This window comes from Deltaproteobacteria bacterium (genome assembly GCA_016219225.1).
Taxonomy (GTDB): domain Bacteria; phylum Desulfobacterota; class RBG-13-43-22; order RBG-13-43-22; family RBG-13-43-22; genus RBG-13-43-22.
The window spans coordinates 1-18,373 of record JACRBX010000165.1 but is presented as its reverse complement, the minus strand read 5'-3'; the positions used below and the strand labels follow the sequence as shown (position 1 = coordinate 18,373).

Sequence of the window (18,373 nt, the reverse complement as noted above, 5' to 3'; positions counted from 1 at the left end):
GATGGATTTTTTAAAGGCCGGCGGGGGAAACCTGACCGGCCTTTTTGTTTGGGGCCCGGGAAATGGGGAGAGATTTTAAGGAGCCGAACAAAAAGAAAAAGGACTTAAAACCATGAATCGTCTCAAGTCCCTAATTTTATAGCTTTTTATTGGTGCCGGAGGTCGGAATTGAACCGACATGACCGCGAGGGTCGGGGGATTTTGAGTCCCCTGCGTCTACCAGTTTCACCACTCCGGCACGATATTTTGATGAATGGATTATAAAGAAAAATCATGGACTCTGTCAACAGAAAAAGCCCCCGGTTCATGAAAAAACTGGAAAGCTTTAGAAAAAAAATATTGACATTCTTTTATTGGGTATGATATTTATTTTTGATTATTCATTGGGGCTGTAGCTCAGCTGGGAGAGCGCTTGACTGGCAGTCAAGAGGTCGACGGTTCGATCCCGTTCAGCTCCACCAAGACAATTCATAGGGGTTAATCCGTCATAAATTGCGGCGGATTTACCCCTTTTTTATTTGCTTAGAGAATCATTTTGGTTCAATCCCCTGAGAGGCGGACTTGAACCAAACAACCCTGGCCTCGGCCAATTATTTATCCGAAGGATAGTTTTTCAAAAAGCCAAACGGATACGAAAAATTAAGCTTTTCTTCTCCGTTGTTTCTGTGATAACTTATAAACATGGCAGCAGCCCTTCCCAGTTCGGTGACCCTTTTTATTCCCTGCCTGATGGATGTTTTTTATCCCGAGGCGGCCAGGGATCTGGTGGGCCTTTTAAAGGACCTGGGTCTTAAGGTGACCTATCCTCAGGCCCAGACCTGCTGCGGCCAGCCGGCCTTTAACCAGGGCTTTATTAAAAAAGCCAGGGTCCTGGCCGAGCGGTTTCTGACCCTCTTTGATTCGGCCGAATGTATCGTCTGTCCATCCGGGTCCTGCACGGCCATGGTCCGGAAACATTATCCGGAAATTTTTTCAGAAGAACCGGAATGGCTGGCCAAGGCCCAAAAAACCGCCTCAAAAATATTTGAAGTCTCGGAGTTTCTGATCCAATTTATTCCTTTGGAAAAACTCAAAGCCTCTTTTCCCTATACCATCACCTATCACGATGCCTGCCATTCCAACCGGGTCCTGGGCATCTTTGAACAACCGAGAAAACTCCTGGCCCGGGTGGAGGGACTGACCCTGATTGAAATGGAATCCTCCGAAGCCTGCTGCGGCTTTGGAGGGCTTTTCTCTCAAAAATTCCCTAAGCTCTCAGAGGCCATCGGCCTGGAAAAGATCCGGGCCATCCAGAAGACCGGCGCCCGGTGGGTTGTCAGCAATGATCCGGGATGTTTGATGCAGATCCAGCGCCGGCTTAAGGAACAAAAAATTTCGATAGGCGTAAAACACCTCGTGGAAGTTTTGGCTTCGAATCCAATTTATGAAAATACAAACCGAAAAATTTAAGACCCAGGCGGATCAGGCCTTAGGCGATAAGGCCTTGCAGGAGGCCTTAAACAGGGCCTGCGGGCACATCGGGCGCATGCGGGCTATGGCCTTTGCCGACTGGCCCGAAGGTGAAGCCTTAAGGACCCAGGCCCATCGGATCAAGAGCGAAGTCATGGACCACCTGGAGGCCTACCTGGAACAATTGGAAAAATCAGCTCAATCCTTGGGGGTCAAGGTCCACCGCTCGCCGGACGCCGAAGACGCCCGCCGATATATCCAGGGTCTGGTCCGTTCCCGGGGGATCAAAATGGTGGTCAAAAGCAAATCCATGACCACCGAAGAGATCGGGCTTAACCAGGAGCTGGAAAATTCCGGGACAACGGTTTGGGAAACGGATCTCGGGGAATTTATTGTCCAGTTAGCCGGGGAGCCCCCCTCCCATATCATTGCCCCGGCCATCCATAAATCCCAGGAAGAGATTGCCGAGTTGTTTTCTAAAAAATTAGGGGTCCCCCTTTTCGATACGCCGGAAAAATTGACCCAGGCGGCTCGGGAATTCCTTCGGGAAAAATATTTTCAGGCCGGCATGGGGATCAGCGGGGCCAATTTCGCCCTGGCGGAAACAGGCACCCTGGTTATCGTGGAAAACGAAGGCAATGCCCGGATGTGCACCACCTTCCCGCGTCTCCACGTGGCCGTTGTGGGGATAGAGAAAGTGATCCCGGGGTTATCGGAACTGGCGGTCTTTCTCAAGATCCTGGCCAAAAGCGCTACGGGTCAGAAACTGTCCACCTATATGTCTTTCATTAATGGCCCCGGCCGCCCAGCGGAGGAGGACGGTCCGGAAGAAGTCCACATAGTCTTACTGGACAACGGCCGATCCAGAATCCTTAAGGATCCGGAACTAAGGCCATCCCTTTTTTGCCTGCGCTGCGGCGGGTGTCTGAATGTCTGTCCGGTTTATCAACGGATCGGGGGCCATGCCTATGGCTGGGTTTACAGTGGGCCCATCGGGGCGACCCTGGTCCCCCAATTTTTGGGCTTGCTCCGGGCCAAAGACCTGCCCATGGCTTCGACCTTGTGCGGGGCCTGCGCCGGGGTTTGCCCGGTTCGCATCCCCCTCCCGGACCTCTTATTAAAACTGCGCCAACGGATTCAGGAACAGGGCGGGGCGACCTTTTATGAAAAATCTTTTATAAACCTCTGGGCCGCCTGTCAATCCCATCCCTCCTGGTATCGGGCCGCTGTTGCCCTGGCTAAAACTGGGGCCAAAATTTTTCCCGATAAAATCCCCTCCGGTCCATCTTTTCCGGAAAAAACCATTCATGAGTGGTGGCAGGATGAGAACCCGGACTGAGATCCTGGAACAACTGGAAAAGGAGCTAAAGGCCCTTCAGGCCAAGACCTATCGTGCCGCCTCCCGGGAGGAATTATCCGGAATTCTGGATTCTTTACTCCTGGATTCCCATTCCGAAAAGGTGGCTTTGGAGAACCGTCCCCTGATTCAGGCTTTAAACTTGGAAGAAGCGCTTCAAAAGGAAGGTCAAAAACTATTAGGCTTGAACCTCGTAGACCGGAAAGCGGCGCTGAAAGAAAAGGACTGGGAAGCGGTTCGAACCATCGATTGCGGCATTAGCGGGGCCGATTATGCCCTGGCCGACACCGGGACCCTGGTTTTATTTTCAGCCGGATCTTCGGGGCGCTGGGTCTCCCTGGCCCCCACAATCCACATCGTTCTTTTGCCGGTGGAGCGGATATTGCCTTCCTTAGACGAACTCTTTGATGAATTGAAGCGGGCAGGGAATTTATCTTCTTTGGGAAGCGCCGTTATTTTTATTACCGGCGCCAGCCGGACGGCCGATATCGAACTCAAGCTGGTCATGGGCGCCCATGGGCCCAAAGAATTACACGTGGTAACCCTGCTTTTCCCCACGGCAGGGGCTTGAGGGATTAGCTATCCTTCCGCCTGAAGCACGCCGAACGCTTCACTTGCCCCTTCTTATATTCGCCCTTCCAGCCACATCTTAACATCGCTTAAAACCCGGGCATGTTCCGGCTCATTGAATACTTCATGGTAAAAACCGTCATAGATTATGAGCTTCTTGTCAACGGATTTGACCAGGTCATATAACATTTGGGCGCCGGCGGGATTGATCAGCTTGTCGGCACCTCCCTGGACAACCAGGATCGGCAGGGTAATTTTAGCGGCCTCTGCGGTGACCTGCCCCATGGCCTTGACCATTTCAGCGGCCAGCCTGGCCGTGGTTTTGCCGTTATGGACCAGGGGGTCGCTGAGATAGGCCTCGACCACCGCCGGATCGCGGGATATCCCGTCGGCCTTTAACCCGACCAATCCCAACTTTGGCATGAGGCTTGAAAGTACCTTGCCGATAAAAATAATCGCCGCCGGAATCTGGTCGGATATTTTGACCGCCGGTCCGGAAAGGACTGCTCCGGTCAGGTCGGCCTGGTGATCAAGCAGAAACAGGGCGCCTATTAATCCGCCCATGCTGTGCCCGACCAGAAATATCGGCTTATCGGGATGCCATTCCCTTACCAGGTCAAGGTAAATTTTGAGGGTATTTGTGAAATCTTCAAACTGTTTCACGTAGACCCGCAGTCCATCCGATTGGCCATGGCCCAAATGATCCATTCCATAAACGGCATAACCCAGGGGAACAAAATAATTGACCAGGTTCCTATACCGACCGCTGTGCTCGGCCAACCCGTGGACTATGACGAGTATGGCTTTGGGCTCCCTTTCCGGGAACCAGCCTTGGTAATAATGCCTGACATCCCCACAGCCCTTGAAAAATCCTTCTTGATGCTCCATTTTCCTCTTAATTTAAAAAGACAAGTTTAAGTTTGGCATTGTCCATTCGGAACCTGATTCGGAGACACCAACCCGGCGGAGATGATCTGCTTAAACCCTTCTTCCACACTGATATCCAGAAATATCAGATCCTTTTCCGGGACCAGGACGTAATAGCCGGTAGTCGGGTTGGGGGTACAGGGGATAAAAATATTCATGATGGCCTGACCGGCCCTGGATTCAAATTCCCCTTTGGCCGGACCGGCCAGAAACCCAAGGGAATACAAACCCGGCCGGGGAAACTCCAGCATGACCACCTGTTTAAAATGACTCCCGGTATTACTGCAGACCGCCTCTGTGATTTGTTTGATGGCCTGATAAATATTTCGGACCACCGGGATCCGCCCGACCATCTGGTCCCATAAACCGACCACTTTATTACCGAAATAATTTCGGGTCAGAAGTCCGACCAGAAAAACTAAAATGCTCACCAGGACCAGACCCAACCCGGGCAGATGAAATCCCATAAGGGTATCGGGATGATAGGCCTCGGGAAGAAAAGTCAGGAACTCATCCATGACCCCGATCAGGGCCTGAATGATATAAATGGTGATGGTGATCGGAACGACAACGATTAATCCGGTTAGAAGATAGGTCTTCAACCAGGCTTTGAACTTCATTAATTCAGCTTCCCTTTAGGCCGCTTTGAGCCGGCGGCGGTTTCGGGAGTCTACCATGACGATTTTGGGTTTAAAGGTCTTCAGCTCCTTTTCCTCCAGGCCGGCATAGGTGGCGATTATAACGAGGTCTCCCACCACCCCCTTGCGGGCTGCTGCCCCGTTTAAACAAATCACCCCTGAGCCTCTGGGACCTTCCAGGGCATAGGTAGCGAACCGCTCCCCATTGGCAACGTTATAAACCTGAATTTGCTCATACGGAATGATATCGGCGGCCTCCATCAGGTCTTGATCAATGGTCATACTCCCCTCATAATGGAGATTACTTTCTGTAATAGTGGCTCGATGGATCTTCGACTTCATTAAAGTTCTGGTCATGGCTGGTTTTCCTCCAATAAACAATTATCTATCAGGCGGGTAGCGCCCACCCAGACTGCCAGGGCAAAAACACCCCGGTCCTTGATGACCGTTAATTCTTCAAGGGTCCGAGGGTGGCAGATCTTGGCATAATCAATACGGGTATCCGGATGTTGTCCGATCGACTGTATGGCCTGGGTCAACAGGACTTCCGTTTTTCTTTCCCCCTTCCGAAAAAGGGTTTGGGCTTCCTTCAAGGCCAGGGAAAGGGAGCGGGCCGAAATCCTTTCTTCAGGGGAAAGGTAGATATTGCGGGAGCTCATGGCCAGACCGTCGGACTCCCGGATGGTCGGTATGCCGACTACTTCGACATCCATATTCAAATCGTCCGCCATTTGCCGAATGGCGATCCATTGTTGATAATCTTTTTGCCCGAAAATCCCGAAGTGGGGTTTGACAATATGAAACAGTTTGCAGACTACGGTGGTAACACCCCGGAAGTGTCCGGGACGGCTGGCTCCGCAAAGGCCCTGGGTGATTTTTTCGACGTTCACATAGGTCTGGAAAAACTCGGGGTAAAAGCGCTCGGCTTCAGGGGAAAAAATAATATCCACCCCTTTTCCCCCCGTCAATCGGCTGTCCCTTTCCAGGTCCCTGGGGTATTTGGCGAAATCCTCCTTGGGACCAAATTGGAGGGGATTGACAAAAATGCTGACCACCAACCAATCGGCCTTTTTCTGGCCGTATTCCATCAAAGCCAAATGTCCTTCGTGAAGGGCTCCCATAGTCGGGACCAGGGCAATCTTTTTCCCGGACCGTCGAGTCTCTTCGGCCCGGGATTGCATTTCCTCAATATTTTTTATTATTTCCATTAGTTATCATTCGGCGAACAAAAAAGCCCCTGGCGACCAACAAAAAAAGCCCCTGGACTTCCTCCAGAGGCTCATCGCGGTCCTTGATGGAAGTCTCAGTCCAACCCTGTCGGATCCAAGCAACCTTTTACTTATTTAATTTTTATAACAACTGAATTCTTTTTTATCATCCAATCCTATGATCGTCAAGAATATTTTTTTACTTTTGGCCCAGGGGGTTAAAAAACTTTCTTGACATTTCAAACCTCAATGCTACATATAAGAGTTAACCTTGAGATGATTCAAATTAGGCACCCCTGCCATATTCTCATAAATAAGGAGTGGTAATGCCCTGGGTTTTATATCACCGGTCTTTGAAAGACCCCCTCGTTGCCGAAAGACGAGGGGGTTTTTTTTACCTTATAGATAAGGAAAAGTTATGAAATTTAACCGCCATCACCTACTGGGTATTAAAGGGCTGACCCGTGAAGAAATCGAGACCATTCTGACCACGGCCGAATCCCTGAAGGAAATCTCTTTCAGAGATATCAAAAAGGTTCCCACCCTTCGGGGAAAAACCGTCGTCAACTTTTTTCATGAACCCAGCACCCGGACCCGGACCTCCTTTGAAATTGCCGCCAAACGCCTCAGCGCCGATACGGTCGGTCTTTCTTCCAGTACCAGTTCTTTGGTTAAAGGGGAAACCCTGACCGATACGGCCAGAAATTTGGAGGCTATGAACCCGGATGTCATCGTCATCCGCCATTCCATGGCCGGTGCCCCCCATCTCCTTTCCCGGATGATCAAACCTTCGATCATCAACGCCGGGGACGGGATGCACGAACATCCCACCCAGGCCCTCCTGGACCTGATGACTATCCGGGAGAAAAAAGGCCGTATTGAAGGGCAGCAGATAGCCATTATCGGGGATATTGCCCACAGCCGGGTGGCCCGATCCAATATCATCGGCCTGAAAACCATGGGTGCCCAGGTTATGGTAGCCGGACCACCGACCATGATCCCCCCTTTTATCGACTCCATGGGAGTAGGGGTAACCTATCGTATCGAGGAGGCCGTGGCCTGGGCCGATGTAATCATGATGTTGCGGGTCCAGTTGGAAAGACAAAAGCAAATGCTCTTTCCCAGCCTTCGCGAATATTCCCGGTTTTTCGGCTTAAACCCGGAGGCCATGAAAAAGGCCAAGCGGGATGTCATTATTATGCATCCCGGTCCGATTAACCGGGGAGTGGAGCTCCACCCCGAATTGGCGGATGGGCCCTATTCCGTGATACTCGACCAGGTGACTAATGGAGTGGCCATCCGGATGGCCCTCCTCTATTTGCTCTTAGGAGGAAAAAAAAGTGAAATGGCTGATTAGAGGAGGCCGGGTTATCGACCCGCAGAACCAAGTGGACGACCTGATGGATATTTATATTCATCAGGGAAAAATCCTGGATCTGCAACCCGTTCCGCCGAAGAGAAACGCAACGACTTTTTCCGATTTCCGGGTTATACCGGCCGAAGGATTGGTCATCACACCGGGGTTGATTGATATGCATACCCATTTAAGGGAACCCGGATATGAATATAAAGAAACCATCCTGACCGGTACCCAGGCAGCGGTAGCCGGCGGATTCACGGCTGTGGCCTGTATGGCCAACACCCTGCCCGTCAACGATACCCAGGCGGTTACGGAATATATCCTGCACAAAGCCAGAGAAGCCCGGCTGGCCAGGGTCTTTCCCATAGGGGCCATCAGCCCTGGCCTGAAAGGAGAAGCCCTGGCAGAATACGGGGAACTGAAAAACGCCGGGGTCGTGGCCCTCTCCGATGACGGCCATCCGGTTATGAACAGCCAGTTGATGCGGCGGGCCATGGAATATGCCCGGGCCTTTGAGTTACCCATCATCTCCCATTGTGAAGACCTTTTTTTAAGCCGTCCCGGAGTCATGCATGAAGGCCCGACCTCAACCTGGTTAGGGCTGCACGGCATCCCCTCGGCGGCTGAAGAAACCATGGTTTACCGGGACATCCAGATCTGCCAGATGACCCAGAATCCCCTGCATATTGCCCATGTCAGCACGGCCGCATCGGTCCAATTGGTCCGCGACGCCAAGAAAAAAGGACTTCCCGTCTCGGCCGAAACGGCACCACATTATTTCTCTCTGACCGAGGAAGCCGTTATCGGCTTTGATACCCAGGCCAAAATGAACCCTCCCTTGAGGACCAAAGAGGACCTTTGGGCTGTACAAAAAGGGCTCAAAGACGGGACCATCGATGTTATTGCCTCGGATCATGCCCCTCATAGTCCCCTGGAAAAAGAGGTGGAATTCGATCTGGCGGCTATGGGAATCGTAGGCCTGGAAACCACCCTGCCCCTCACCCTGAACCTGATGCACTTAGGCATCCTGACCTTCCCCCAGGCCATTGCCAAGTTGACCCAGGGACCGGCCCGCATTTTAAAATTAAACGGTTTTGGCGGGCTTCAACGATCCGGTCCGGCTCACTTAACTATTATCGACCCGGAGCTTGAGTTCCAGGTCGATATCCATTCCTTTCGCTCCAAAAGCAAGAATTCTCCTTTTCACGGCTGGAAGCTGAAAGGCCAGGCAGTGCTGACCATGGTCGAAGGCCGGATAGTCTACAATCAAATGGCGCCGACTTCGGATCTATGACTCCCGCCATCTTAGTCGTTGACGACGAACAAAGTTTGCGAGAGATGTTAGAGATCCTCCTCACCCGGGAGGGATATCTGGTCGCTACCGCCGCCAGCGGCCCGGAGGCGCTGGAGCTTTTCAAGAAAACCCCTTTCTCCGTTGTCTTGACCGATATTCGCATGCGCCCCATGGACGGGCTGACCCTGTTAAAGGAGATCAAGGCCCGGCGCCCTCAAACGGAAGTTATCATGATTTCAGCCTACGCCAACCAGGAAACGGCCATGGAGGCCATGAACGAAGGGGCCTACGATTTTTTCCCAAAACCCTTTAACAATCAGGAATTGAAGCAGGTTCTCAAGGATGCCCTCTCCAAGGCCGAAGGGGGACCCTCTCCGACCGAAGAAAAAACCGCCTTCCTTTTTCCTGCTTCAAGACCGATGGTCGGACAAAGTCCTCAAATGAAAAAGGTCTTTGACCTGATATTGAAAGCCGCCCAGGTGATCAGCAATGTTTTGGTTACCGGAGAGTCCGGGACCGGAAAAGAATTGGTGGCCCGATCCATCCATGAAAACAGTCCCCGCAAAGACCAGCCTTTTATAACGATTTCCTGTGCCGGACTGCCGGAAACCCTGATCGAGAGCGAGTTATTCGGGTATCGGAAAGGGGCCTTTACCGGGGCCACGACCCACAAAATGGGGTTAGTGGAGACAGCCCAGAAGGGTACCCTGTTTTTAGACGAAATCGGGGAACTTTCCCCCAATCTGCAGGTCAAAATCCTGCGCCTGCTCCAGGAAAAGGCTTTTCTCCCTTTGGGAGAAACCCATGAACACTCCGTAGATGTCCGGGTTATCTGTGCCACTAACCGGGAGTTAGAAAATGAAGTTATGGAAAGGCGTTTTCGAGAGGATCTGTTTTATCGAATCAATGTCATCTCGATCCATCTCCCTCCCTTACGGGAAAGGCCGGAAGATATCCCCGCTCTGGCCAACTTCTTTCTGGAAAAATATGCCAGGATTCTCGGAAAAGAGATTCGAAAGATATCCTCCTATGCCCTTAAGATCCTTTCTCAATATCACTTCCCGGGAAATGTCCGTGAACTGGAAAATATTATTGAACGGTCGGTGGCCATGGAACGGTCTACGATTATCCTTCCCGAAAGCCTGACCCTGGCCGCTTATAAAGGGCTGACTACCTCAGGGAAGTCCGTCTCCGCCACCAATCTTCCTGCAGAAGGATTGGATCTGGATCAAGCCCTGGACGCCCTGGAAAAAAACCTGATCCTTCAGGCCCTGCAAAAAAGTTTTGGGAATAAACAGCGGGCCGCCGCTTTACTGAAAATCAACCTGCGTTCCCTGCGGTATAGGATGTTGAAACATGGGATGGAGACGGAATAAAAATCGGTTCAAGGTTCATGGTTCATGGTCTCGTAAAAACTCGTCATTCCCGCGCAGGCGGGAATCCAGGCTATTTGTAACTAATTAAAAACACTGGATTCCCGTTTTCACGGGAATGACGTAAATCGGTGCTTTTGGACTTTTTACGAATGCATCAATATTGAAACATTAAATTTGAGTTTTTCTCCCTTTTTTGTTATTAAAACAAAATCCCCATTTGGCACAACCTCCTAATGCCACATGGATAAAAAGTAGTTTCGCTGAATGTTGAACTTTGAACCTTGAACGTTGAACGTTGAACATTTTTCCCTAAAAGTTATCAATGAAAACCAATCGAAATTTAATCCTGATAGGCTTAGTCGTTTTCCTGGCCTTTGGGGCCGGCCTTGGCTATCGATGGTTCCAAGGAACCCCTTATTATGCCCTGTATCAAATTGGGGCCGGGCTGAAAAATAGAGACATCAATACTTTTCTAAGCTATGTCGATGTGGAATCCATTCTCAGTCAGCAGATTTCAGGGTCTTTATCCGCCTTGCTTTCTTCCCTGAACACCTCCGGTTCTTTAGGGAAACTCCCCGGTCCTTTGGGAGAAATAAAAATTCAATTAACACCGGAAATCAACAAAGGGTTAAGTGATCTGGTCATCCAGCAACTCCGCACCTTTCTGGAAAACCCGAAGAATCCCACCCTGCCCTCTTCTTTTCTGCTCCTCACCCTGGCCCATTTTAAAGTAAAAGAGGATTCCGCCCTGGTAACCCTGAAACAGGACAAAGATCAGTTGCGTATGGGTATGCGCAAGCAGGAAGGGTTCTGGCGGGTTGTGGAACTCAATCCGGAAGATACCCAGAGGCTGATTAAAACGTACCTCCTTCCCCCGCCCAAATAACCCATTTCTCCTTGCCCCCCTTCACTTTCAGGCAACATGTCTATTTCAATAGTTATATGAAAGTGAAGGGGGGCAAGCCCATTTCTCCTCTTGACATCATCCATCAAAAGCGAGAATATACCTTGGTTACTTAAAAATAAAATTCTACGCAAAATGGATAGAATTTATTAAAGAATAGGCCGTTAACCCGGAACCAGCCAAGGCATTTAACATGTTTCGTATATCCAATTTTGGTTCCGGCTGGTCCGGGTTGGGATAGATTTAATGTATAGTATGGGATTGGAAATTTTTTCCCGAGGGGTTCGACCATGAGCAAGACCATTGCTGAAATCAATGAAAAGATCAAAAAAGGGAAAGCGGTTGTGGTGACCGCTGAAGAAATTATTGAGCTTACCCAAAAAAAGGGGGCCAAAAAAGTCGCCGAAGAAGTCGATGTGGTCACCACCGGCACCTTCAGTCCCATGTGTTCCTCAGGGGCTTATTTCAATATCGCCCAACCGATTCCCCGGATGAAGTTGGGGGGGGGGAAGGCTACCCTGAACAATGTTCCCGTTTATACCGGATTTGCCGCTGCGGACATCTATCTCGGGGCAAACGCTTTACCGGATGATGATCCCAGGAATGCCGTCTTTCCCGGTCAATTTCTCTATGGAGGGGCCCATGTCATCGAAGACCTGGTTTCCGGGAAAAGCGTGACCTTTTCCGGGACCGGTTATGGAACGGATTGCTACCCCATGAAAAAAAGAGAAACAAAACTCTTCCTGAAAGATTTCAATGATGCCGTCATGTTTAATCCCCGCAACGGCTATCAGAATTATAACGTGGCGGTTAATCTTTCCAACAAAGTGATTTATACCTATATGGGGGTCTTACGTCCTAAAATGGGAAACGCCAACTATTGCAGTGCCGGTCAGCTTTCCCCCTTATTGAACGATCCCCTGTATCGGACCATCGGGATAGGAACCAGGATATTTCTGGGAGGCGGGATCGGCTATGTCTGCTGGCCCGGAACCCAACACAACCCCTCGGTCCCCAGGGGAAAAAATAAAGTGCCGCGAGGTCCGGCCGGAACAATAGCGGTCATGGGGGATTTAAAGCAAATGAGTGCCCAATGGCTTCGAGGGGTTTCATTTACCGGGTACGGCACTACTCTGGCCGTGGGGCTCGGGATCCCCATCCCCATTTTGGATGAAGAAATGGCCATCCTGACCTCTGTCCGGGATGAAGAGATCTGGACCAGAATTGTGGATTACAGCCAGGACTATCCGCAAGGTACAGGGAAAATCCTGGGTGAGGTTAATTATGCGGAGTTGAAATCAGGCAAGATATCCTTACAGAATAAAGAAATCCCCACCGGCGGGTTATCCAGTTATCTGAAGGCCCGGGAATTGGCTGAAACCTTAAAACGCTGGCTTCTTAAAGGAAAATTCCTTTTGACCGAACCGGTGGCGCCGCTGCCGGGAGGAGACCTTCATGGCTAAAAAAAAGGTTATCTTAACCTTTCCCCCGGCCCTCGTAGAAGAGCCGGTTACCTATAACCTCATCAAAAATTATGACTGCATGATCAATATCCTGAAGGCCACGGTCCGACCCAAGGTAGAAGGGCGATTGGTGATCGAGTTAAATGGCAGTCGGGAGGCTGTGGCCAATGGGTTGGACTATCTAAAAAAAATCGGGATCCAGGTGGAACCTTTGGCCCAGGAAGTACGGCACATCAAAGAACGATGTTCCCATTGCACGGCCTGCATTCCCCATTGTCCCACCCAGGCCCTGACCGTGAACCGGGAGGATATGAAGGTCTCCTTCCAAAAGGAACGATGCATCATTTGCGAAGCCTGCCTGCCGGTCTGCACCTATAAAGCCATGGAGATTCAGTTTTAATACGAAAATAGACTCCGATTTCGGATTTCGGATTTCGGAATTTGAAAAATTCGCTTCCATTGAAGCTCCGTAGGGGCGGGATTAAAACCCGCCCCTACGACGGCGGTATTTTTATGCTTCGTGGTGCCCCCCGAGGCATGAGGACGAGGCGCGAGGACAAAGAGTAAAAAATTACTTCCTTCTTACCTATAGCCCATTGCCTATAGCCTCCCCTTTTCATCATCAAGCATCCGGTGTCGAAGAATCTCCTTTAGGACTGAAGATCAGATTTAGATCTATGGCTAGCTCATCAAAGAGGCTGGTTTTCAGCCTGTCCTCTTTGGTCAGAATTTCCGGCCGGCCATATCTGCCGTTCTGGCCCAGGGTAAAAACCATAACGGTTTCATCCGAAGGGTGAAAAATCCAATATTCCTTTACCCCAACCCGTTCGTAAAGACCCAACTTAATCTTGAGATCCTTTTGCACCGTTGAAGGAGAAACCACCTCGACGACCAGATCCGGACCGCCACGGCAACCTTTTTCATCTAATTTCCCCGGGTCGCAGATGACCAGGATATCCGGTTGAACCACCGTATCGATATCTTCATCTTTTTCTTCTCTCCGAGGGAGCCGGACATCAAAGGGCGCGATAAAAACCTCGCAGGGTTTTCCTTGAAGATAATTAGCGAGTTGTCTGAATAATTCGCCCGTTATCCTTTGATGTTGGACGGATGGTGCGGGGGTCATGTTATAGGCGACCCCGTCTATCAACTCCCACCGTTCATCATCCGACCAATTCAGATAATCCCCATAGGTAAATCGCTGCTCTTCATTTTTTGCCGGAACCCCCATAAGTCTATCCCCTTCTTCCTGTTTGTGGATAAGTGTACCGGCTGTCTTTTAAAGAGTCAATCCAAATCCAGTCCTTTTTCTTTTACCGGATGGCTCCTTTTGCCTTTACCCCGTCCCCCGTCACTTGTTCCCCCTCATCTTTTAGCCAATTCTAACGTAATCGGCCGGCCCAGAAAATTCCGGGCAATCTGTTCAAAATTCGGGGTCAGATCAGAGACAAAAAAATGGTGCCCTTCAGACCGGTCGATAGGCGTTAAACTTTCAGCCACTGAGGGATTCTGCTCTAAATATTCCTTTACCCAAAGGGCCACTTCCTGCGAAGAGTCAATCACCCGGACCCTCTTGCCCATTTTGACCTGGATAATATATTTAAGTAACGGATAATGGGTGCATCCCAGGACCAGGGTATCCAATTGCTTCATCTTTAGAGAAAAGAGGTATTTCCGGACGATCTGCTTGGTCTCCGGTCTTTTCAGCCAGCCTTCTTCCACCAAGGGCACGAGTAATGGACAGGCCTGGGAAAAGACCTCAATCCCGGGTTGGGCCTCTTTCAGCAACCTTTCATAAATCCCGCTGCCGATCGTGGCCCGGGTTCCAATCACCCCCACCCTTTTTTTTTGAGTCAGCCGAAGGGTCTTTTCAACAGCCGGACGGATCACCTCAAAAATCGGGATGGCAAATCGTTGCCTTAAGGTTTCAAATGCCACCGAGGAAGCCGAGTTGCAGGCCACGATAATAATCTTGGCCCCCTGGGATAAAAGAAATTCCGTATCTTCTATAGAATAGTCTATGATTGTTTTCTGGCTCTTGGTCCCGTAAGGGCTGCGGGCCGTATCGCCGAAATAGACGATCCGATAGCGGGGAAGTTTTTCCAAAATCTCCCGCACTACCGTTAAACCGCCGATACCCGAATCAAAAATACCGATCATGCCATTTACCCGTCATCCTTTCCAAATAAAAAAGGAGCTAACTCAAAACAGCTAACTCCTTGTTTTTTATGGTAGGCACGATGGGTTTTGAACCCATGACCTCTACCGTGTCAGGGTAGCGCTCTCCCCCTGAGCTACGTGCCTGTGTGTTGGTTATGTTTAAACAATTATACCCGTCGGTGTCAAGAAAAAACCGCTTCATTAATTAAAGGACGCTGATTTACGCAGATACCCGCAGATCACTATTCTTTATATTCAAAATCTTGACAATCTGCGTCGATCTGCGTCCAAAATGCAAATTCCTAACCAATCAGGCCAAGATCTTGAGGCCGGAATAGATATAATGAAGTCCTGAAAAAACGGTAAAAATCAAGGTGGTCAGGACCAATATTTCTCTCACCCCAGAGCCGAAATGCACATACCCGGAAGAAAGGACGCTCAGGATTAACAGGAGTTGAAAAATAGTGGTCAGCTTACTATAGACGGTCGGTTTAATGTCAAAATCAATTTGATTGAGAACCAGGATACTGACCCCCAACAGGATCACCACATCCCGGCTGATGACAATCACGGCCAGCCAAACCGGTATCTCCTTCAAAACGGCCAGGGCGATATAGGCCGTAGACAATAACATTTTATCGGCGATGGGGTCTAAAAAAGACCCCAGACGGGTCTTTTGGGAAAACCAGCGCGCCGTCAGTCCATCCAATCCATCAGTCACCGCTGCTCCGGCAAAAACCCATAAGGCTTGGTTAAAAGAACCGTTGATCAGCAGAATGGCGAACCAAGGGATCAGGACAATACGTATCAGGGTAATCCAGTTGGGGATAGACATGGTCTCACGGTTGATTAAAATAATCGATTACTTTAAAACGAATACTATCAAATTCTTCAGCAGAAAACCAGTTCAAATTGGTTTCCCGGCCTAACCAGGTCAATTGTCTCTTGGCATAACGGCGGGTATCCCTCTTCAAAAGTTCCAGGGCCTCTTTCAATTCCCACTTGCCTTGTAACACCCCGATCATATGCCGATAGCCCAGGGAGTTCATAGACTTTAATTCAGCGGAGTATCCCCTGTCAAGAAGTCCCTGGACCTCCCCAAGAAACCCCTGGGCCATCATCTTTTCCGCCCTGAGATTAATCTGCCGGTAAAGGGCCTGGCGATCCAGGGAAAGACCGATCCAGAGGATCTCATAATCAGTCTCGACTTTCAGATCCCATTGTTGCCAATCCGAGATGGGGCGGCCGGTCAATTCCAAAACCTCCAGGGCCCGGATCAACCGAAAGGTATCCCGGGGATGAATCCGTTCGGCGGCCAGAGGGTCTTTTTTTTTCAAGGTCTCCCAAAGAAAGTCCGCTCCCTGGATCTGAGATGCTTTTCTCCACCTTTCCCGGATCTCGACATCGGGCTTGGGACAGGAAAAAATCCCCCTTTGCAAAATCCTCAGATAGAGGCCGGTCCCTCCGATGACCAGGATCGGGGTCCTGCGGAGGTGGAGTTCCCGAATGATGGACTGGGCCCGTCTTCTGAACTCAGAGGCATCAAAGGGCTGGTCGGGATCGACAATATCGATGAGATGATAAGGGACTTCTTTTCTTTCTGTCAGGGCCGGTTTGGCTGTGCCGATGTCCATATAACGGTAGACCTGCATGGAATCGGCGTTGATGATTTCTCCCCCCACCTCCCGGGCCAGTCGGTGCCCCAATCCAGATTTTCCGACCGCCGTCGGCCCGGTGATAAAGACTAATTTGGGGCGGTCCGCTTTCATTGACATAAGACCGGGGCGATTGCGGATTGCGGAATTCGGATTTCGGAATTGAAAAAAATCTCCCCTGCCCCCCGATCCCCGACCCCTGACCCCCGCCCCCTGTCTCTTGCAACTTGCAACTTCATTTCCGTTTGAACCGCTTTTCAATCTCTTCCCAGGACACCAATATCCAGAGGGGACGGCCATGGGGGCAATGAGAAGGACTTTCGGTTTGGTCCAATTGATTCAACAAGGATTTCATTTCTTCCAGGCTCAAAACCTGCCCGGCCCGGATCGCTGTATGGCAGGCCAGGAGTTTTAACATGGGTTTTGATATATCCTCTGGATTCGACAAAACGCCCTCGGCCTTTATTTCCTCCAATATTTCCTTTAAGGCCCTTTCCGCTTGCTCCAGGCTTATCCCAACGGGTATGGATTTTATCCACAAGCTTTTTCCCCCGGCTGAAGTTATTTCGAACCCAAAGCCGCCCAACTCCGTCTGGATTGATTCAAGATCGATGGTCCAACCAAGAGGAAGTTCAATCAGGATAGGAACGACCAGGTATTGAGAAGAGACCCCGCCGGCCTGCCATTGATTCAGATATCGATCATACAGCACCCGTTCATGGGCGGCATGCTGATCGATTAAAACCAAGCCGCGATCCATTAAGGCGACCAGATAAGTCCCTTGAAGCTGGGTTATCAGGGTTAACCGGGAAAAGGCCCCTTCCTGATCCGTCTGCGGCGCTTCAACCGGCGGGTTATCCGGAAAGGAGTCGGTCTTGGGTTCTCGAAAAAGGCTTTGCCGGTCTGCATCGAATAGAGAAGGTCTTGGGTCCTCTTCCCGGGTTGGAGAAATAAGGTATGGCACTCTCGGGCCATCTCTAAAAAGGAAAGGTTCGGTTTGACCTTGTGCCCAAGTTTGATAGCGAAAATCTTGCTCCATTCCCCCTGGTTTAGGTATATGGGATTTCAAGGCCTGCCCAAGGGCCTTACCCACCAGGGTTTGAATCCAGGCGGTTTGACTGAAACGCACCTCTTGTTTGGTGGGATGAATATTGACATCAATCAATTCCGGAGAGATTTCCATCCAAAGGGCCGTTATCGGAAAACGACCCGATGGAATCATACCGGCATAAGCCCGGAGGATCAAGGGGTACAAAAGGGGGCTGCGGACCCATCGCTGATTGACCATAAAGGCGACATTTTTCGAAGTGTTTTGATGGAAATGGGGCGGAGAGATAAAACCTTTGATCCGGATCTGGTCTTCTGTTAAATCCACGGGGATCAATCCGCTGGTTTTTTCCGGGCCCCATAATTCCTGAAGACGTAGAAGCTTGTCTTGGGCAGGAAAAAGCTGCAGGATCTTTTTTCCATTATGGGTCAGATCAAATCGAAGGGCCGGGAATCCCAGGGCCACCCGCTCCAGGGCCGTCTGTATCTGGCTCCATTCGACCCTGGGCGTTTTTAAAAAGGCCATCCGCGCCGGGGTATTATAGAAAAGATCCATGACTTCTATGATCGTCCCGGAAGCCCCTCCGGTTTCTTCCAGGCCTATTTTCTTCCCTCCCCAGATCTCCAGACGATAGCCGGAAACTTCCCCTAATGGAATGGAAAGGATAGTCATCCGGCTGACCGCGGCGATGCTGGGCAGGGCCTCTCCTCTGAAACCCATCGACTTCAGGGACATTAAATCGGCATAGGCCCGGATTTTACTGGTAGCATGACGCTCGATGGCCAGGAGCAGGTCTTCTTTGGACATCCCCCGGCCGTTATCCGTTACCCGGATAGAAGACCTCCCGGATTGGATGATATCGATGCGGATGTCGGTGGCCCCGGCATCAACGGAATTTTCCAATAATTCTTTGACCACCGAAGCCGGTCTTTCAACGACTTCACCGGCCGCGATTTGATTGATT

At 50.5% G+C, this 18,373-nt stretch carries 18 protein-coding genes and 3 tRNA genes; 10 read left to right on the top strand and 11 right to left on the bottom strand.

Annotation, left to right across the window (positions count from 1 at the left end; genetic code table 11):
- Positions 1 to 150: 150 nt before the first annotated feature.
- A tRNA-Leu gene (locus HY879_14645) sits at positions 151 to 238 on the bottom strand.
- 147 nt (positions 239 to 385) lie between these two features.
- On the opposite strand from HY879_14645, the gene HY879_14640 reads away from it, so the two are divergent.
- The 4 genes from HY879_14640 to HY879_14625 all read left to right on the top strand — a co-directional run bounded on the left by HY879_14640 (position 386) and on the right by HY879_14625 (position 3,377).
- A tRNA-Ala gene (locus HY879_14640) sits at positions 386 to 461 on the top strand.
- A gap of 220 nt (positions 462 to 681) precedes the next feature.
- Positions 682 to 1,449, top strand: coding sequence for a (Fe-S)-binding protein (locus HY879_14635; GenBank protein MBI5604578.1), 768 nt, complete (start codon positions 682 to 684; stop codon positions 1,447 to 1,449).
- A complete protein-coding gene (locus HY879_14630; GenBank protein MBI5604577.1) occupies positions 1,424 to 2,788 on the top strand; it encodes an iron-sulfur cluster-binding protein in 1,365 nt (454 codons plus the stop codon). Before HY879_14635 ends, HY879_14630 begins: the two co-directional genes overlap by 26 nt.
- A complete protein-coding gene (locus HY879_14625) occupies positions 2,772 to 3,377 on the top strand; it encodes a lactate utilization protein (protein ID MBI5604576.1) in 606 nt (201 codons plus the stop codon). Before HY879_14630 ends, HY879_14625 begins: the two co-directional genes overlap by 17 nt.
- A gap of 53 nt (positions 3,378 to 3,430) precedes the next feature.
- On the opposite strand, the gene HY879_14620 is transcribed toward HY879_14625, so the two are convergent.
- From HY879_14620 to HY879_14605, 4 genes are read right to left on the bottom strand one after another with little or no spacing between them, the layout of a single operon-like run.
- Positions 3,431 to 4,264 (bottom strand): lysophospholipase, encoded by an 834-nt coding sequence (locus HY879_14620; GenBank protein MBI5604575.1) that lies wholly within the window; start codon positions 4,262 to 4,264, stop codon positions 3,431 to 3,433.
- Between the two features lie 26 nt (positions 4,265 to 4,290).
- Positions 4,291 to 4,923 carry a DUF502 domain-containing protein gene (locus HY879_14615; GenBank protein ID MBI5604574.1) on the bottom strand — a complete coding sequence of 211 codons (633 nt, stop codon included), beginning with the start codon at positions 4,921 to 4,923 and terminating at the stop codon, positions 4,291 to 4,293.
- A 15-nt stretch (positions 4,924 to 4,938) separates the two neighbouring features.
- Positions 4,939 to 5,298, bottom strand: coding sequence for an aspartate 1-decarboxylase (locus tag HY879_14610; protein MBI5604573.1), 360 nt, complete (start codon positions 5,296 to 5,298; stop codon positions 4,939 to 4,941).
- Positions 5,295 to 6,149 (bottom strand): pantoate--beta-alanine ligase, encoded by an 855-nt coding sequence (locus HY879_14605; protein ID MBI5604572.1) that lies wholly within the window; start codon positions 6,147 to 6,149, stop codon positions 5,295 to 5,297. Before HY879_14605 ends, HY879_14610 begins: the two co-directional genes overlap by 4 nt.
- A gap of 418 nt (positions 6,150 to 6,567) precedes the next feature.
- Between HY879_14605 and HY879_14600 the strand changes: the two genes are divergently transcribed.
- The 6 genes from HY879_14600 (at position 6,568) to HY879_14575 (ending at position 12,946) form a co-directional block, all read left to right on the top strand.
- Positions 6,568 to 7,506: an aspartate carbamoyltransferase catalytic subunit gene (locus HY879_14600; GenBank protein ID MBI5604571.1), complete on the top strand. Its 939-nt coding sequence runs from the start codon at positions 6,568 to 6,570 to the stop codon at positions 7,504 to 7,506.
- Positions 7,490 to 8,803 (top strand): dihydroorotase, encoded by a 1,314-nt coding sequence (locus HY879_14595; GenBank protein ID MBI5604570.1) that lies wholly within the window; start codon positions 7,490 to 7,492, stop codon positions 8,801 to 8,803. The genes HY879_14600 and HY879_14595 overlap by 17 nt, the downstream gene beginning before the upstream one ends.
- Complete coding sequence (locus HY879_14590) at positions 8,800 to 10,179, top strand: sigma-54-dependent Fis family transcriptional regulator (protein ID MBI5604569.1); 1,380 nt, start codon at positions 8,800 to 8,802, stop codon at positions 10,177 to 10,179. Before HY879_14595 ends, HY879_14590 begins: the two co-directional genes overlap by 4 nt.
- Positions 10,180 to 10,501: 322 nt before the next feature.
- Positions 10,502 to 11,065, top strand: a complete 564-nt coding sequence (locus HY879_14585; GenBank protein ID MBI5604568.1) for a hypothetical protein — start codon at positions 10,502 to 10,504, stop codon at positions 11,063 to 11,065.
- Positions 11,066 to 11,373: 308 nt separating this feature from the next.
- On the top strand, positions 11,374 to 12,546 hold the full coding sequence (locus HY879_14580) for a homocysteine biosynthesis protein (GenBank protein MBI5604567.1): 1,173 nt from the start codon (positions 11,374 to 11,376) through the stop codon (positions 12,544 to 12,546).
- The gene (locus HY879_14575; GenBank protein ID MBI5604566.1) at positions 12,539 to 12,946 is read left to right on the top strand and encodes a 4Fe-4S dicluster domain-containing protein; all 408 of its coding nucleotides are present in this window, start codon (positions 12,539 to 12,541) and stop codon (positions 12,944 to 12,946) included. Before HY879_14580 ends, HY879_14575 begins: the two co-directional genes overlap by 8 nt.
- A 222-nt stretch (positions 12,947 to 13,168) precedes the next feature.
- Here HY879_14575 and HY879_14570 read toward each other — a convergent pair whose 3' ends face one another.
- The 6 genes from HY879_14570 to mutL all read right to left on the bottom strand — a co-directional run.
- On the bottom strand, positions 13,169 to 13,777 hold the full coding sequence (locus HY879_14570; protein ID MBI5604565.1) for a Uma2 family endonuclease: 609 nt from the start codon (positions 13,775 to 13,777) through the stop codon (positions 13,169 to 13,171).
- A gap of 134 nt (positions 13,778 to 13,911) precedes the next feature.
- Positions 13,912 to 14,706: a glutamate racemase gene (locus tag HY879_14565; protein MBI5604564.1), complete on the bottom strand. Its 795-nt coding sequence runs from the start codon at positions 14,704 to 14,706 to the stop codon at positions 13,912 to 13,914.
- A 69-nt stretch (positions 14,707 to 14,775) separates the two neighbouring features.
- A tRNA-Val gene (locus HY879_14560) sits at positions 14,776 to 14,850 on the bottom strand.
- Between the two features lie 166 nt (positions 14,851 to 15,016).
- Positions 15,017 to 15,541: a CDP-alcohol phosphatidyltransferase family protein gene (locus HY879_14555; GenBank protein MBI5604563.1), complete on the bottom strand. Its 525-nt coding sequence runs from the start codon at positions 15,539 to 15,541 to the stop codon at positions 15,017 to 15,019.
- Positions 15,542 to 15,545: 4 nt separating this feature from the next.
- Positions 15,546 to 16,481, bottom strand: coding sequence for a tRNA (adenosine(37)-N6)-dimethylallyltransferase MiaA (miaA, locus tag HY879_14550; GenBank protein MBI5604562.1), 936 nt, complete (start codon positions 16,479 to 16,481; stop codon positions 15,546 to 15,548).
- 115 nt (positions 16,482 to 16,596) lie between these two features.
- A partial coding sequence (gene mutL, locus HY879_14545; GenBank protein MBI5604561.1) for a DNA mismatch repair endonuclease MutL occupies positions 16,597 to 18,373 on the bottom strand: 1,777 nt, incomplete at its 5' end.

Bases quoted from the DNA above. Each gene is read 5' to 3' on its own strand.
- HY879_14610 (MBI5604573.1), bottom strand. From the start codon at position 5,298: ATGACCAGAACTTTAATGAAGTCGAAGATCCATCGAGCCACTATTACA.
- HY879_14555 (MBI5604563.1), bottom strand. From the start codon at position 15,541: ATGTCTATCCCCAACTGGATTACCCTGATACGTATTGTCCTGATCCCT.
- HY879_14570 (MBI5604565.1), bottom strand. From the start codon at position 13,777: ATGGGGGTTCCGGCAAAAAATGAAGAGCAGCGATTTACCTATGGGGAT.
- HY879_14630 (MBI5604577.1), top strand. From the start codon at position 1,424: ATGAAAATACAAACCGAAAAATTTAAGACCCAGGCGGATCAGGCCTTA.
- miaA (MBI5604562.1), bottom strand. From the start codon at position 16,481: ATGTCAATGAAAGCGGACCGCCCCAAATTAGTCTTTATCACCGGGCCG.
- HY879_14585 (MBI5604568.1), top strand. From the start codon at position 10,502: ATGAAAACCAATCGAAATTTAATCCTGATAGGCTTAGTCGTTTTCCTG.
- HY879_14590 (MBI5604569.1), top strand. From the start codon at position 8,800: ATGACTCCCGCCATCTTAGTCGTTGACGACGAACAAAGTTTGCGAGAG.
- HY879_14575 (MBI5604566.1), top strand. From the start codon at position 12,539: ATGGCTAAAAAAAAGGTTATCTTAACCTTTCCCCCGGCCCTCGTAGAA.
- HY879_14580 (MBI5604567.1), top strand. From the start codon at position 11,374: ATGAGCAAGACCATTGCTGAAATCAATGAAAAGATCAAAAAAGGGAAA.
- HY879_14620 (MBI5604575.1), bottom strand. From the start codon at position 4,264: ATGGAGCATCAAGAAGGATTTTTCAAGGGCTGTGGGGATGTCAGGCAT.
- HY879_14635 (MBI5604578.1), top strand. From the start codon at position 682: ATGGCAGCAGCCCTTCCCAGTTCGGTGACCCTTTTTATTCCCTGCCTG.
- HY879_14605 (MBI5604572.1), bottom strand. From the start codon at position 6,149: ATGGAAATAATAAAAAATATTGAGGAAATGCAATCCCGGGCCGAAGAG.
- HY879_14600 (MBI5604571.1), top strand. From the start codon at position 6,568: ATGAAATTTAACCGCCATCACCTACTGGGTATTAAAGGGCTGACCCGT.
- HY879_14625 (MBI5604576.1), top strand. From the start codon at position 2,772: ATGAGAACCCGGACTGAGATCCTGGAACAACTGGAAAAGGAGCTAAAG.
- HY879_14615 (MBI5604574.1), bottom strand. From the start codon at position 4,923: ATGAAGTTCAAAGCCTGGTTGAAGACCTATCTTCTAACCGGATTAATC.
- HY879_14565 (MBI5604564.1), bottom strand. From the start codon at position 14,706: ATGATCGGTATTTTTGATTCGGGTATCGGCGGTTTAACGGTAGTGCGG.